The following is a 13855-nucleotide window of genomic DNA, read 5'->3' on the forward strand; positions in this document are numbered from 1 at the left end:
TCACACGTCCCCCGCGATCGTGTTGCGCTCACTGGGCTGCACATAGACCAGACCGTCGCCCTCGAAGCGGATCTGGAACGCCTCGCCGCCGCCCTCGCCGAGCAGTGTGCGGAACGTCACGCCGGACTGGAACGACTGCCGCACATTGCCCTGGTGCGCGATGTACGCGCCCGGGTCGACCGTCAGCGGGTACTGGGAGCTCACCCGCAGCACCACCGCCGGGCCGTCCGACGTGATCGCCGCCTGCCCGTGCCCCTCGACCGTGGTCGTGAACAGCCCGTTGCCCTGCGAGGCGCCGCGCAGCCCGGTGAAGGTCGTGCCGGTGCGCAGCCCCGCGTCGGTCGCGAGCAGATTGCTCGACTCCACGTACAGCTTGTCCCCCTGGAGATTCACGAGGTTGATCTCGGAGGCCCGGTCCGCGAACCAGCAGGTCCCGTGCCCCTTCACCTCCATCACCGTCATCTGCTCACCGGTGAGGCGCCGGGTCACCATCCCCCGTACCCCCTCACCACCCCCGCTCAGCTTCTTGAACGCCATCTGGCCGTCGTACGCGACCATCGAGCCGTTCTTCGCCTTCACGGCGTCCCCGGTCATGTCGACCGCCAGCACCTTGCTGCCTTGAAGTCGGAACATCGCCACGGTGTGAAGGTAGCCGCAGGGTGGGGCGGCCGACAGGTCCCCGGGGAGGATCCCGACCCCGAGGACACCCCGACACCCCCCTGCCGGGGCGGCCGGAGTCCGGGTGCCACAATGGACCGACGCTTGTGCTTGCGTTCACAAAGCGAGCCCCGGCGCCGCCCGTACGACCACCACGCGACGATCAAGTCGACAGCGAATCTCTCACCGAAGGTGAACCGTGGACATAAAGACCGCCTCCGCCCTCCGCCGCCTCCGCCTGGTCTCGGCCCCCGAGGCCGTCTCCTTCCTGCTGCTGCTCGTCTGCTCGGTGCTCAAGCGGACCACGGACTTCAACGCGGTGCCCGTCATGGGCGCCCTCCACGGTGTCCTGTTCATCCTGTACGTGATCTTCTGGGCGGACGCCTGGAACCGCGCCAAGTGGAGCGCCGGGACCGGCATCCTCTACTTCGTCCTCTCCGTCCTGCCGACCGGCGGCTTCTTCGCCGAGCGCAAGCTCAAGCGCGAGGCCGAGGACGCCGTGATCGCGTCCCGCGCCCGCAAGGAAGGGATCGTGAACGCATGATCGTCGCCTTCTCCGTGACGCCGCTGGGCGTCGGCGATGACGTGGGGGAGTACGTCGCCGACGCCGTCCGGGTCGTCCGCGAGTCGGGTCTGCCGAACCGCACCGACGCGATGTTCACCTCCATCGAGGGCGAGTGGGACGAGGTGATGGACGTCGTCAAGCGCGCCGTCGCCGTGGTCGAGGAACGCGCGCCACGGGTCTCGGTCGTCCTCAAGGCGGACATCCGCCCCGGTGTCACGGACGGTCTGACCTCCAAGGTGGAGACGGTCGAGCGGCACCTGTCCGAGTAGGCCCCGCGCCCCCTGGACGCTTCCGTACCGGGTCTCTTGTCGAACCCCGGCCCCCGGGCCGGGGTTTCTTCGTGTCTCGTGGCCCGCGCAGGCCGGCGCGCCCCGGCCGGCGCCGTGGGCGCGCAGCCCCTGCGGTCATCCCGCTCCGGACGCCAGCGCCAGGCCCAGGGGTGTGTGCTCGTAGAGGACCTGGTGGCCGTAGCGGCGGGAGGTGAGCAGGCCCGCGTCGCGGAGCGTCGCGAGGTGGGCCGACACGGAGGACGGCGCGAGCCCGAGACGCCGCGCCAGGGTCGTCGTGGTGGCGGGCTCGGCCAGCGCGGTGAGGACGGCGGCCCGCCCCCGCCCGAGCAGCCGGACGAGCGGGTCGGGTGCCCGGTCCGACGGTTCGGCCCACAGACCGCCGATGCCCCGCGCCGGATAGACGAGCGTGGGCTGCCAGGGCGGGTCGTAGGAGCTGACCACGTCGGGCCAGATGAAGACGCTGGGCATCAGGACGAGCCCCTGTCCCGCGAGGTTCCGCTCGTGGAGCCCCTTCCACTCGACGGCCAGCGTCCGGGCGCGCCAGCCGAACCGCGGGTCGATCTCCGGCAGCAGCCCGCCGAGCCCGACCTCCGCGAGCCGCCGTGAGTGGAACGAGACGTCCGCCTCCAGCAGGGCCCGCAGCCGCGGCCAGTCCGGTTCGAGCAGGGTGTGCCAGGCCTCCTCCACCAGGTCGGCCAGTTCCCCGACCATGCGGACGGGGTCCTCCAGCAGGGCCCGTCCGCGGGCGGACGTGAGGGCGCCGGGGGTGTCCGCGAGCGACCGCGCGGTCTCCTCGCGGGCCGCCGTGGGGTCGGCCGCGCGGACCGCGGCGATCTCCTCCTCGAAGCCGGCGGCCGGGCCGATCGGCGGCCGCCCGAGCCAGTCGGGGGTGTAGCCGCGGTGCGGCATCAGCATCCACAGGGGAGCGAGGTCGAGCCCCGCCGCCGCGGCACGGATCCGGCGCAGCCAGTGCGCGTGGTAGCCGTGGCGCGCGGGACGGTTCAGGGTCCGCACCGCCTCCACGGTCTCCCACAGCGGGGACACCGCGAAGCGGCAGTTGAGGAGGTCGTCCTCCCCGAAGTGCAGCAGGGACGGCACGGCGCCTCCCGCGCGCGATTTCGAAGATTCGGCTGACGCCGAAACTCTACGGGTCCCGCCGGCGTACGGGCACGCTGCTGCCCATGCGGGAAGTACAGGGCACGGAAGTACAGGGCACGGAAACGCAGGGCACGGAAGCGCAGGGCACGGAAGCGCAGGGCACGGAAGCGCAGGGCACGGAAGCGCAGGGCACGGAAGCGCAGGACGCCGGGGGAACGGGGCCGACAGGACCGGCGGGCCCCCCGGTGCCGTCCGCCGGGGACGCCGACTCCGGCGTCACGGGCTACGGCCGTGTCTTCGCGGTACGGGAGTTCAGGGCCGTCTTCGCCGCGCACGCCCTGTCGCTGCTCGGGCTCGTGGTCAGCGAGATCGCCCTGTCGGTCCTGGTCTACGACCTGACGGGCTCCCCGCTGCTGAGCTCCCTCACCTTCGCGCTCGGCTTCCTGCCGTACCTCGTCGGCGGGACCCTCCTCGCGGGCGTGGCCGACCGATTCCCGGCCCGGCGGGTGCTGGTGGTGTGCGACCTGCTGTGCGCGGGGTGCGTGGCCGTGATGGTGACGCCGGGCGCGCCCACGGCCGTACTGCTCGCGATGCGGTGCGCGCTCGCCGTGGTCTCGCCGGTCTTCCAGGGGACACGGACGGCGACCCTCGCCGACGTGCTCGGCGACGGGGACCTGTTCGTACTCGGCCGTTCCCTGCTGCGGATCGTCTCGCAGAGCGCGCTGCTCGCCGGTTTCGCGGCCGGCGGCCTGCTGCTGACCGTCGTCACGCCGCGGCACGCCCTCGTCGTCACCGTGTGCACGTTCCTGGCGTCCGCCGCGCTGCTGCGTCTCGGCACGCGGCGGCGCCCGGCGCGGGCCCGGCAGTCGGGGGCCCTGGTGCGGGACTCGCTGCGCGGCACCCGGCTCGTGCTCGCCGACCGGCGGGTGCGCGCGCTGCTCCTGCTGTTCTGGGTGCCGCCGATGTTCGCCGTGGCGCCGGAGGCGCTGGCCGCTCCGTACGCCGACGGGCTGGGCGCCGGTCCGGCCGGGCTGGGCCTGCTGATGTGCGCGCTGCCGGTCGGCACGATCGCGGGGGAGCTGTACGCCGGGGCGAGGCTGCGGCCGGCCACCCGCACCCGGCTCGCCCTCCCGCTGGTCTGCGTCACCCTGCTTCCCTACGTGGGCTACGCCCTGCGGCCCGGACTCGGCTGGTCGCTGGTCCTGCTGCTGCTCGCGGGTGCCGGGTCGGCGTACACGCTCGGCCTCGACCAGTGGTTCGTGCGGGCCGTTCCGGAGGGGCTGCGGGGGCGGGCCATGACCCTGAACACGGCGGGGCTGATGACCGTCCAGGGGCTCGGGATGGCGCTGGCGGGGGTGGCCGCGGAGTTCGCGGGGGTGCGGGCGGCGGTCGCGGGCGCGGGTGTGCTGGGCACCGTCTGCTGCGTCCTGCTGGCGGTGGAGGCGCGACGGGCGGAATCGGCGCGGCTGCGAAGCGCGGAACGGGAGGTCGCGCGGAGCACGGACGAGGGGGCGGCGGCCCTGGCCGGAGAGGGCGGAATCCCCGTAGGGCCGGGGCCGGCGACCGAAAGGCGAGACGGGGCTGACCACGATGTGACCGGCCGGTAAGGTCTTTGGCGTGCCGAAGCCCCTCAGTCTTGCCTTCGATCCGATCGCCCGCGCCGACGAACACTGGAAGCAGCGCTGGGGATCGGTTCCGTCCATGGCCGCGATCACGTCGATCATGCGCGCGCACCAGATCCTGCTCGCCGAGGTGGACGCCGTCGTCAAGCCGTACGAGCTGACGTTCGCGCGGTACGAGGCGCTGGTGCTGCTCACCTTCTCCAAGGCGGGCGAGCTGCCGATGTCCAAGATCGGCGAGCGGCTGATGGTGCACCCGACGTCCGTCACGAACACCGTGGACCGGCTGGTGCGGTCCGGGCTCGTCGACAAGCGGCCCAACCCCAACGACGGGCGTGGCACGCTCGCCTCCATCACCGCGAAGGGCCGTGAGGTCTGCGACGCGGCCACCCGTGATCTGATGGCGATGGACTTCGGCCTCGGCGTGTACGACGCGGAGGAGTGCGCGGAGATCTTCGCGATGCTGCGGCCGCTGCGGGTCGCGGCGCACGACTTCGCGGACGAGTAGGACCGCGCGGGGCGCACGGCACCGCGGACGAGCAGGACCGCCGATGCGTACGGCACCGGGGGCGCCGGGCCCGCCCCGGCTCGCACGGCGCCGCGGGCGTGTGGCGGAGCACACGTCCGGTGGACGGGGGCGGGGGTGCGCGAAGATCGCGCAAATGGGGTGGTTACGCTCGTCCCCATGAAGAAGAGCGTGCTGACCAGGTACCGCGTGATGGCCTACGTCACCGGTGTGCTGCTGGTCCTGCTGACCCTCGGTGTGATCGCCAAGTACGTGCTCGACATGGACGGTGCCGCGGACTTCACGCGCGTCGTCGGTATCGCCCACGGCTGGCTCTACGTCGTCTACCTGGTCTTCGCCTTCGATCTCGGCTCCAAGGCGAAGTGGCCGGTCGGCAAGCAGCTGTGGGTGCTGCTGGCGGGGACGATCCCCACGGCCGCCTTCTTCGTGGAGCGCAGGATCTCGCGCGAGCTGGAGCCGCGGGTCGCGGACGACGCTCCCGCGGTCGCCGAGGCATAGTTCACACCGCCGTACGACACCGTACGGCGGTTCCCCATCGACATTTACTAGGACGTCCTAGTAAATTCGAAGCATGGACGCTGACGCCATCGAGGAAGGCCGCCGCCGCTGGCAGGCCCGCTACGACGCCTCGCGCAAGCGCGAGGCCGACTTCACCACGCTCTCCGGCGACCCCGTGGAGCCGGTGTACGGTCCCCGGCCCGGGGACACATATGAGGGCTTCGAGCGGATCGGATGGCCCGGTGAGTATCCCTTCACCCGCGGTCTCTATCCGACCGGCTACCGAGGGCGTACGTGGACCATCCGGCAGTTCGCCGGGTTCGGCAACGCCGAGCAGACCAACGAGCGCTACAAGATGATCCTGGCCAACGGCGGCGGAGGCCTGTCCGTGGCCTTCGACATGCCCACGCTCATGGGCCGCGACTCCGACGACGCGCGCTCGCTCGGCGAGGTCGGGCACTGCGGTGTCGCGATCGACTCGGCCGCCGACATGGAGGTCCTGTTCAAGGACATCCCGCTGGGCGACGTCACGACGTCGATGACCATCAGCGGACCGGCCGTCCCGGTCTTCTGCATGTACCTGGTCGCCGCCGAGCGGCAGGGCATCGACCCGGCCGTCCTGAACGGCACCCTGCAGACCGACATCTTCAAGGAGTACATCGCGCAGAAGGAGTGGCTCTTCCAGCCCGAGCCGCATCTGCGCCTCATCGGGGACCTCATGGAGCACTGCGCCTCCTCGATCCCCGCGTACAAGCCCCTCTCCGTCTCCGGGTACCACATCCGGGAGGCGGGGGCCACGGCCGCGCAGGAGCTGGCCTACACGCTGGCCGACGGCTTCGGGTACGTCGAGCTGGGCCTGTCCCGCGGTCTCGACGTGGACGTCTTCGCCCCGGGCCTCAGCTTCTTCTTCGACGCGCACGTCGACTTCTTCGAGGAGATCGCCAAGTTCCGTGCGGCCCGGCGGATCTGGGCCCGCTGGATGCGCGACGTGTACGGCGCGAAGTCGGAGAAGGCGCAGTGGCTGCGTTTCCACACGCAGACGGCCGGAGTCTCGCTGACCGCCCAGCAGCCGTACAACAACGTGGTGCGTACGGCCGTGGAGGCGCTCGCGGCGGTGCTCGGCGGGACCAACTCGCTGCACACCAACGCCCTCGACGAGACCCTCGCCCTGCCGTCCGAGCAGGCCGCCGAGATCGCCCTGCGCACGCAGCAGGTGCTGATGGAGGAGACCGGCGTCGCCAACGTGGCCGACCCGCTGGGCGGTTCCTGGTACATCGAGCAGCTCACCGACCGGATCGAGGCCGACGCCGAGAAGATCTTCGAGCAGATCAAGGAGCGGGGCCTGCGGGCGCACCCCGACGGGCAGCACCCGATCGGGCCGATCACCTCCGGAATCCTGCGGGGCATCGAGGACGGCTGGTTCACCGGCGAGATCGCCGAGTCCGCCTTCCAGTACCAGCGGGCCCTGGAGAAGGGCGACAAGCGCGTCGTCGGCGTCAACGTCCACCACGGCTCCGTCACCGGCGACCTGGAGATCCTCCGGGTCAGCCACGAGGTGGAGCGGGAGCAGGTGCGTGTGCTCGGCGGGCGCAAGGCCGCACGCGACGAGGCGGCCGTGCGCGGGGCGCTGGACGCGATGCTCGTGGCCGCGCGCGACGGGTCGAACATGATCGCCCCCATGCTGGAGGCCGTCCGGGCGGAGGCCACGCTGGGCGAGATCTGCGACGCCCTGCGGGACGAGTGGGGCATCTACACGGAGCCGGCGGGCTTCTGACCCTCTTTCCGCTCCCCGGCCCGGCCGGGGGTTCCCTTCCCCGGGGTGGCCGGGGGCCGGTCGCACGGCCCCCGGCCACCCCTGTGCGTTTCCGGGGAAGTCCTCAGGGCTGGGCCGAGGCGCCCGCGAGGCCCAGCAGCAGCACCCGGGTGAAGCTGTGCACCCACTCCTCGTCCGCGGGCTCCGCGCTGACCAGGGTGCGGTGCACCACGGCACCCGCGACCACGTCGAAGATCAGGTCGGCCGTGCGGGCGGCGGTGGCCGCGTCGGTCTCCGGGGGCAGTTCCCCGCGCGCGGTGGCCCGGGCGCGCCCCTCCAGGACCAGCCGCTTCTGGCGGTCCACGATCGAGGTGCGGATGCGCTCGCGCAGGGGCTCGTCGCGGGTGGACTCGGCCACCACCGCCATCAGCGCGGTCTTCGCCTCCGGGCGGTCCAGGATCGCCGCGAACTGGAGCACCACACCCTCGATGTCGGCGGCGAGACTGCCCCGGTCGGGGAGCTGCAGCTCGTCGAAGAGGACCGCCACCGCGTCGACCACGAGCTCGTTCTTGCCGGCCCAGCGGCGGTAGAGCGTCGTCTTGGCGACCCCCGCGCGCGTCGCCACGTCCCCCAACGTCATCTTGGACCAGCCCAGTTCGACCAGGGCCGCGCGCGTCGCCTCCAGGATCGCGGCGTCCGCGGCGGCGCTGCGCGGGCGCCCCGTACGAGGGGCTGAAGTGCGACTCTGCATGTCAGTGACCATATCCGGCAATCTCGATGGCCGAATCCGGCGGTTGTGTGAAGCCGTGAGGGAGATCACCGGGGGAGGGTGCACAGCGGCGCCCCGGGACAGTTACGCTACGACTCGTAGCGAAAGCACGTGCAGCATGATCACGCACGGGCGACAACCACAGTGACACACCAGTACGCCACTGGCGCCGGGTGGGGACCCGGCGCCGAGCGGACCCGATCAAGACGTAACAGGTCTGGCTTTCACCACGCTTTTCACACGTGCGCGCGGAAGGGGGAGGATGTACTCATGCAGCCACGGAACATGTCCATGAGCGGAGTCGTCGACCTCGCCGCGGTGAAGGCGGCCCAGGAGGCCAAGACGAAGGCGGAGCAGGCGCGCGCGGAAGCGGCCAGGCAGGGCGGCGGAACAGGGGCCGTGTCCCCCGACAGTCTCGTCATCGACGTCGACGAGGCGGGCTTCGAGCGCGATGTCCTGCAGCGGTCCACCGAGGTTCCCGTCGTCATCGACTTCTGGGCCGAGTGGTGCGAGCCGTGCAAGCAACTGAGCCCGGTGCTCGAACGGCTGGCCCTCGAATACGCCGGACGCTTCGTCCTGGCCAAGATCGACGTCGACGCCAACCAGATGCTGATGCAGCAGTTCGGGGTCCAGGGGATCCCGGCCGTCTTCGCGGTGGTCGCGGGACAGGCCCTGCCTCTCTTCCAGGGGGCCGCCGGCGAGGCGCAGATCCGGGGGACCCTCGACCAGCTCGTCCAGGTCGCCGAGCAGCGCTTCGGGCTCACCGGTCTGACGGTCGACCCGGACGCCGCGCCCGGCGACGCCCAGGCCGCGCCCGAGGTGCCCGCCGGCCCGTACGACGCGCTCCTCGAAGCCGCCGTGCAGGCCCTGGACGCGGGCGACTTGGCGGGTGCCGTCCAGGCGTACAAGAACGTGCTGAGCGACGACCCGGCCAACACGGAGGCCAAACTGGGTCTCGCCCAGGCCGAATTGCTCCAGCGCGTGCAGAGCGTCGACCCGCAGCAGGTGCGCAAGGACGCCGCCGACAAGCCGGGCGACGTGCAGGCGCAGATCACCGCCGCCGACCTGGACCTGGTGGGCGGGCACGTGGAGGACGCCTTCGGGCGGCTGATCGACACGGTGCAGCGCACGGCGGGTGACGACCGCGACGCGGTACGGCTGCGGCTGCTCGAACTGTTCGAGGTGGTCGGGGCCGACGATCCGCGGGTCGTAGGGGCGCGCCGGGCGTTGGCCAGGGCTCTGTTCTGACCAGTCCCTAAACGCCGGGGCTTGTGATGCCCAGGTGAAAGATTGGCCGACAGGTCGACACGTGGCCGCGCTTTACCAAATCTTGGTAAACGCGGCCGCTGTTACTTGGAGTAAGTCAGGGCCGTTGATCTGTCGGATTCCGTCCACTAATCAACCGTTGTGTCACCCCACCCGATGCCACCCTGCGTCGCCACCCGATACCGACGGGTCGTTGTTCGGTTATCCGGCCGTTACTAGCGAGTAACGAACCCCCTTGTGCGGGCGGCGAGAATGCACCACGATCGGCGACGCTCGGTCCATTCCCGTACCCCGACAACCAATCGGGTCAACGGATTTTCTGGGTCCCCACCGAGTAGAGCCGACGGCAGTGGCGCCGGCTCTTGGACAGGGGGGTCTCTGCCGTTCGGCGGAGCCTGTCCAGCAGGTTGTGCGTGATGTGTGTCAGGCGCGACCAGTGGTTGTCGCTCGGGGGTGATCGCCGGTGATTCGGGTGCTCTACGCACCTCCGAGTACGGGCGCTCTCCTTCCCGAGGACGTAGCACTTCTCCCATCCCTGCCCGGCTGAGCCGCCGACTTCGGGGCAGTCAGGGCCAGGAGATGTACGTCCGAGAAGGAGGAAATATGGAGTCCCAGGTGCGTGGCGGGACCAGATGGAAGCGGTTCGCGGTCGTGATGGTGCCCAGCGTGGCCGCCACGGCAGCGATAGGTGTCGCCCTCGCGCAGGGTGCTCTCGCCGCGTCGTTCAGCGTTTCCGGTCAGTCGTTCAAGGTGACGGCGGACCGACTCGACGGTACGGGCTTCTCGCAGTACGGAGCCATCGACTCGGGCTACACCCTGGACGGCAAGAAGACGGCTCACCCCGTCGCCGTCTCGGCGTTCAAGTCCGCGACGATCAAGGGCATGTGCCAGTCCGTGGTCACCCCGGACATCCCGCTGCTCGGGTCCGTCAGCCTCGTGCTCAAGGCCGGCGGTGGCGACACCCCGGTCGAGGCCGAGAACCTGTACATCGACGTCGAGGACCTCGAGGCCAACGCGACCTTCCGCGGCATCGACATCGGTGTTGCGGCCAAGGACGCCAGCAAGGGTCCGGGCATCGCCAAGGGCGACACGGCGAACCCCTACGGCTTCGCTCAGCAGGCCGACTCGGCCACGCTGACCGACGTCAAGCAGACGGCGTGGGCGACCACCGCCGGCACGTTCAAGCTCAGCGGCCTGAAGATGTCGCTGTCCAAGGGCGTCAAGGAGTGCTACTAGGCACTCCCTGGGGCGGGTGAGGAGGCTCCGGCAGCCTCGCCCGCCCCGCTCCGCACCGCCGTACGCGGACCACTCACGCGTACTTCTCACAGCAAAGCTGTTCCAGGGAGCTGTTTTCCATGAGCGCCGAGACCCCTGCCGCGCCCGGACACAACGAGCACTACCTCCGGGTCTTCCGGCGGAACTTCCGTACCTGGAGGGGCGACCGTCCCTTCTGGGCCGGCCTGTTCGTCCTGCTCGGCGGTTTCCCGATCGCCTACTTCCCGTACGCGAATCTCCAGATCGGTCACCTGACGCTCGCGATGGCGACCACCGCCGGCGCGGGCTCCCTGATCATCGGCGTTCTGCTCGTCGTGCTGGGCATCAGCCTCTGGTTCCAGAAGCACGTCCGCACCTTCGCTGGTGTGGCGGCGATCCTGCTGGCCCTGGTGTCCATCCCGGTGTCCAACCTGGGCGGCTTCCTGATCGGCTTCCTGTTCGCCATGATCGGCGGCGCGATGGCGGTCTCCTGGGCCCCGGGCGCACCTCCCGCGGAGGAGCGGCCCGCGTCGGCCTCCCTCGCCAAGGGGGACGGCCCGGAGGGCGTGGACGCCGAGCCCGCGATCGCCGCGAACGGTGTGGGTGAGCCGAACGATCTGTCAGGAACGAGCCCGACCAACGGGGCGAACGGGAGGCACAGTGCCGGCTGACGAGGTGACCCACGGGACTGAGGTGGACGAGTCCCGTGTGAGAACCGGGCCGCGCCACGCGGCCCCCAGGAAGCCGCTGTTCACCAGGTTCCACATGCCGGCCGGCAAGGCGATCGCCCTGGCGGCCATGCCCACGGCTGTCCTCATGGGAATGGGCCTCACCCCCACGCTGGCCCAGGCCGAGGACCACCCGACCGCGAAGAGCCTGACGGCCGACGAGTACCAGAAGTGCGTCGAGGCCGTGACGGGCTCCGAGGACGGCAAGGACGCGTCGGACACGGCGTCGCCCTCCGCCTCGTCCTCGCCGAGCGCGAGCGAGTCCGCGGACACGGCGACACCGAAGCCCTCGTCGAGCTCCGGCTCCTCGGACGAGACCTCTTCGTCGGATTCAGGTTCCGACGACAAGGCCGAGCCGACGCCGTCCGCCTCCTCGTCCTCCGCGGGCACCTCGCAGAACTCCTCGGACGGAGCCGCGTCCACGCCGGCCCCGTCCGCGTCCGAGAGCAGCAAGAACCCGCTCGACCCGCTGGGTGTCGGCGACGCCCTCAAGGACCTCCTCACGCCCGACGACACGGCGAGCCCCACCCCCACGCCGTCCGCGTCGGCGAGCGAGAGCAAGGACTCCTCCGCGTCGGACGACAAGAGCGTCTCGGACACCGTCAAGGACACGACCGACAAGGTCACCAAGACGGTCGAGGACACCGTGAAGGACACCACCGACACGGCCTCCAAGGCGGCTTCGGACGCCACGGAGAAGGTCCAGGAGGCCGCCGACGCGGCGACCGCCTCGCCCAGCCCGTCCGCGAGCGAGAGCACCGACGCCTCGGACTGCCCGGTCGCGACCGACGACGAGGGCGGTGTCGACAACCCGGTGGCCCTGCCGGACGACCCCTGGTACCTGAACGCCAGTTCGCTGCTGCTCAAGGGTGCCGACTACAAGGGCATCGTCAAGGTGAAGACGGCCAACGGCAGCACCAAGAGGGTCCTGAAGTACGTCATCTCCGACGGCACGGACATCGGGGACCTGCACCAGACGGTGAACGACAAGCAGTCCGGCAAGACCTACCACGTGCAGGCCGCCAAGGGCTCGACGTCGACCATCCGCGACGGCAAGACGATCATGTACACGGAGAGCATCTCCGGCAATCTGCTCGGGCTGATCCCGATCACGTTCGACCCGGACAACCCGCCGCCGCTGAACATCCCGCTCATCTACTTCACCAAGGTGAAGGTCGTGCAGGCGGGCCAGTTCGGCGGCACGCTGACCGTGCCGGGGCTGCACCAGTACACGACCGACTGAGCGCCGCCGAGAGCCCTTCCGGGAGCCGCAGAAGACGCTGAGGGCGCCCCCTGTCACAGGGGGCGCCCTCAGCGGCGTACGGGCCCGGCGGTCAGCCGTGGTGGCCGCCCTCGCCCAGGTGGTGCACCCGGACCATGTTGGTGGTGCCGGGGACGCCGGGCGGCGAGCCGGCGGTCATCACGACGATGTCGCCGTCGTTGAACCGCTTGAGCTGCTGCAGCTGCTGGTCCACGAGGTCGACCATCTCGTCGGTGCTCTGCACGAACGGCACGATGTGCGACTCGACGCCCCAGCTCAGCGTGAGCTGGTTGCGGGTGCCCTCGTCCGTGGTGAAGGCGAGGATCGGCTGGGCCGCGCGGTAGCGGGACAGCCGACGGGCCGTGTCACCGGACTTGGTGAAGGCCACCAGGCCCTTGCCGCCGAGGAAGTCCGCGATCTCGCACGCGGCGCGGGCGACCGAACCACCCTGCGTGCGCGGCTTCTTGCCCGGCACGAGCGGCTGGAGGCCCTTGGAGAGGAGCTCCTGCTCGGCCGCGACGACGATCTTCGACATCGTCTTCACGGTCTCGATCGGGTACGCGCCCACGCTCGACTCCGCCGACAGCATGACCGCGTCCGCGCCGTCCAGGATCGCGTTGGCCACGTCGGAGGCCTCGGCGCGCGTCGGACGCGAGTTGGTGATCATCGACTCCATCATCTGGGTCGCGACGATCACCGGCTTGGCGTTGCGGCGGCACATCTCCACGAGGCGCTTCTGCACCATCGGGACCTTCTCCAGCGGGTACTCCACCGCCAGGTCGCCACGGGCCACCATCACCGCGTCGAACGCGGCGACGACGCCCTCCATGTTCTCGACCGCCTGCGGCTTCTCCACCTTGGCGATGACGGGGACCCGGCGGCCCTCCTCGTCCATCACCTTGTGGACGTCGTTGACGTCGTTGGCGTCGCGCACGAAGGACAGGGCCACCATGTCGCAGCCCATCCGCAGCGCGAAGCGCAGGTCCTCGACGTCCTTCTCGGACAGCGCCGGCACGTTCACGGCCGCGCCGGGCAGGTTGATGCCCTTGTGGTCCGAGATCACGCCGCCCTCGATGACGACCGTCTTGACCCGGGTGCCGTCGACCTCGACGACCCGCAGCTCGACGTTGCCGTCGTTGATGAGGACCTGGTCGCCCTTGGCCACGTCGCCGGGCAGGCCCTTGTAGGTCGTGCCGCAGATGTGCTTGTCGCCGGGCACGTCCTCGACGGTGATGGTGAACTCGTCACCACGTTCCAGCTCGACGGGACCCTCGGCGAAGGTCTCCAGCCGGATCTTCGGGCCCTGGAGGTCGGCGAGGACACCGATGGCCTTGCCGGTCTCGGCCGAGGCGGCCCGGACGCGGTCGTACCGAGCCTGGTGCTCCTCGTGCGTGCCGTGGCTGAAGTTGAAGCGGGCCACATTCATGCCGGCTTCGATCAGCGCGACCAGCTTCTCTTGGGAGTCGACCGCGGGGCCGAGAGTACAGACGATTTTCGAACGGCGCATGGGGCGATCCTATCGGTTTGTTTCGCTACGGAATATTCCGTCTGGCGGAAGATACAAATGGGCG

General features: G+C 70.5%; 14 protein-coding genes. 10 read left to right on the forward strand and 4 right to left on the reverse strand.

The window, feature by feature from the left end:
- On the reverse strand, window positions 1-633 hold the full coding sequence (locus ACSYGO_RS31410) for an AIM24 family protein (RefSeq protein WP_426682157.1): 633 nt from the start codon (window positions 631-633) through the stop codon (window positions 1-3).
- A gap of 223 nt (window positions 634-856) precedes the next feature.
- Here ACSYGO_RS31410 and ACSYGO_RS31415 point away from each other — a divergent pair, with 223 nt between their 5' ends.
- Together ACSYGO_RS31415 and ACSYGO_RS31420 are read left to right on the forward strand one after the other, a co-directional pair.
- The gene (locus ACSYGO_RS31415; RefSeq protein WP_095936710.1) at window positions 857-1201 is read left to right on the forward strand and encodes a DUF3817 domain-containing protein; all 345 of its coding nucleotides are present in this window, start codon (window positions 857-859) and stop codon (window positions 1199-1201) included.
- Entirely contained in the window at window positions 1198-1491 is a 294-nt protein-coding gene (locus ACSYGO_RS31420; RefSeq protein WP_426682122.1) for an MTH1187 family thiamine-binding protein, read from the forward strand. The genes ACSYGO_RS31415 and ACSYGO_RS31420 overlap by 4 nt, the downstream gene beginning before the upstream one ends.
- Window positions 1492-1626: 135 nt before the next feature.
- On the opposite strand, the gene ACSYGO_RS31425 is transcribed toward ACSYGO_RS31420, so the two are convergent.
- The gene (locus ACSYGO_RS31425; RefSeq protein WP_432176149.1) at window positions 1627-2610 is read right to left on the reverse strand and encodes an ArsR/SmtB family transcription factor; all 984 of its coding nucleotides are present in this window, start codon (window positions 2608-2610) and stop codon (window positions 1627-1629) included.
- An 83-nt stretch (window positions 2611-2693) separates the two neighbouring features.
- Between ACSYGO_RS31425 and ACSYGO_RS31430 the strand changes: the two genes are divergently transcribed.
- The 4 genes from ACSYGO_RS31430 to ACSYGO_RS31445 all read left to right on the forward strand — a co-directional run bounded on the left by ACSYGO_RS31430 (window position 2694) and on the right by ACSYGO_RS31445 (window position 7027).
- Window positions 2694-4217, forward strand: a complete 1524-nt coding sequence (locus tag ACSYGO_RS31430) for an MFS transporter (RefSeq protein WP_460388486.1) — start codon at window positions 2694-2696, stop codon at window positions 4215-4217.
- Between the two features lie 10 nt (window positions 4218-4227).
- Window positions 4228-4737 carry a MarR family winged helix-turn-helix transcriptional regulator gene (locus ACSYGO_RS31435; RefSeq protein ID WP_028804266.1) on the forward strand — a complete coding sequence of 170 codons (510 nt, stop codon included), beginning with the start codon at window positions 4228-4230 and terminating at the stop codon, window positions 4735-4737.
- A gap of 177 nt (window positions 4738-4914) precedes the next feature.
- Entirely contained in the window at window positions 4915-5253 is a 339-nt protein-coding gene (locus ACSYGO_RS31440) for a DUF3817 domain-containing protein (protein ID WP_435228431.1), read from the forward strand.
- 73 nt (window positions 5254-5326) lie between these two features.
- Complete coding sequence (locus ACSYGO_RS31445) at window positions 5327-7027, forward strand: acyl-CoA mutase large subunit family protein (protein ID WP_432189584.1); 1701 nt, start codon at window positions 5327-5329, stop codon at window positions 7025-7027.
- Window positions 7028-7130: 103 nt separating this feature from the next.
- Here ACSYGO_RS31445 and ACSYGO_RS31450 read toward each other — a convergent pair whose 3' ends face one another.
- Window positions 7131-7757, reverse strand: a complete 627-nt coding sequence (locus tag ACSYGO_RS31450; RefSeq protein WP_460388488.1) for a TetR/AcrR family transcriptional regulator — start codon at window positions 7755-7757, stop codon at window positions 7131-7133.
- 288 nt (window positions 7758-8045) lie between these two features.
- On the opposite strand from ACSYGO_RS31450, the gene ACSYGO_RS31455 reads away from it, so the two are divergent.
- The 4 genes from ACSYGO_RS31455 (at window position 8046) to ACSYGO_RS31470 (ending at window position 12266) form a co-directional block, all read left to right on the forward strand.
- The gene (locus ACSYGO_RS31455) at window positions 8046-9023 is read left to right on the forward strand and encodes a tetratricopeptide repeat protein (protein ID WP_460388490.1); all 978 of its coding nucleotides are present in this window, start codon (window positions 8046-8048) and stop codon (window positions 9021-9023) included.
- A gap of 621 nt (window positions 9024-9644) precedes the next feature.
- Window positions 9645-10277, forward strand: coding sequence for a DUF6230 family protein (locus ACSYGO_RS31460; protein ID WP_028804271.1), 633 nt, complete (start codon window positions 9645-9647; stop codon window positions 10275-10277).
- Between the two features lie 119 nt (window positions 10278-10396).
- Entirely contained in the window at window positions 10397-10966 is a 570-nt protein-coding gene (locus ACSYGO_RS31465; protein ID WP_345650081.1) for a DUF6114 domain-containing protein, read from the forward strand.
- Window positions 10956-12266: a hypothetical protein gene (locus ACSYGO_RS31470; protein ID WP_435228435.1), complete on the forward strand. Its 1311-nt coding sequence runs from the start codon at window positions 10956-10958 to the stop codon at window positions 12264-12266. The genes ACSYGO_RS31465 and ACSYGO_RS31470 overlap by 11 nt, the downstream gene beginning before the upstream one ends.
- Before the next feature lie 91 nt (window positions 12267-12357).
- Here ACSYGO_RS31470 and pyk read toward each other — a convergent pair whose 3' ends face one another.
- A complete protein-coding gene (pyk, locus tag ACSYGO_RS31475) occupies window positions 12358-13791 on the reverse strand; it encodes a pyruvate kinase (RefSeq protein ID WP_426682129.1) in 1434 nt (477 codons plus the stop codon).
- Window positions 13792-13855: the final 64 nt, after the last annotated feature.

The organism is Streptomyces krungchingensis, assembly GCF_054729265.1.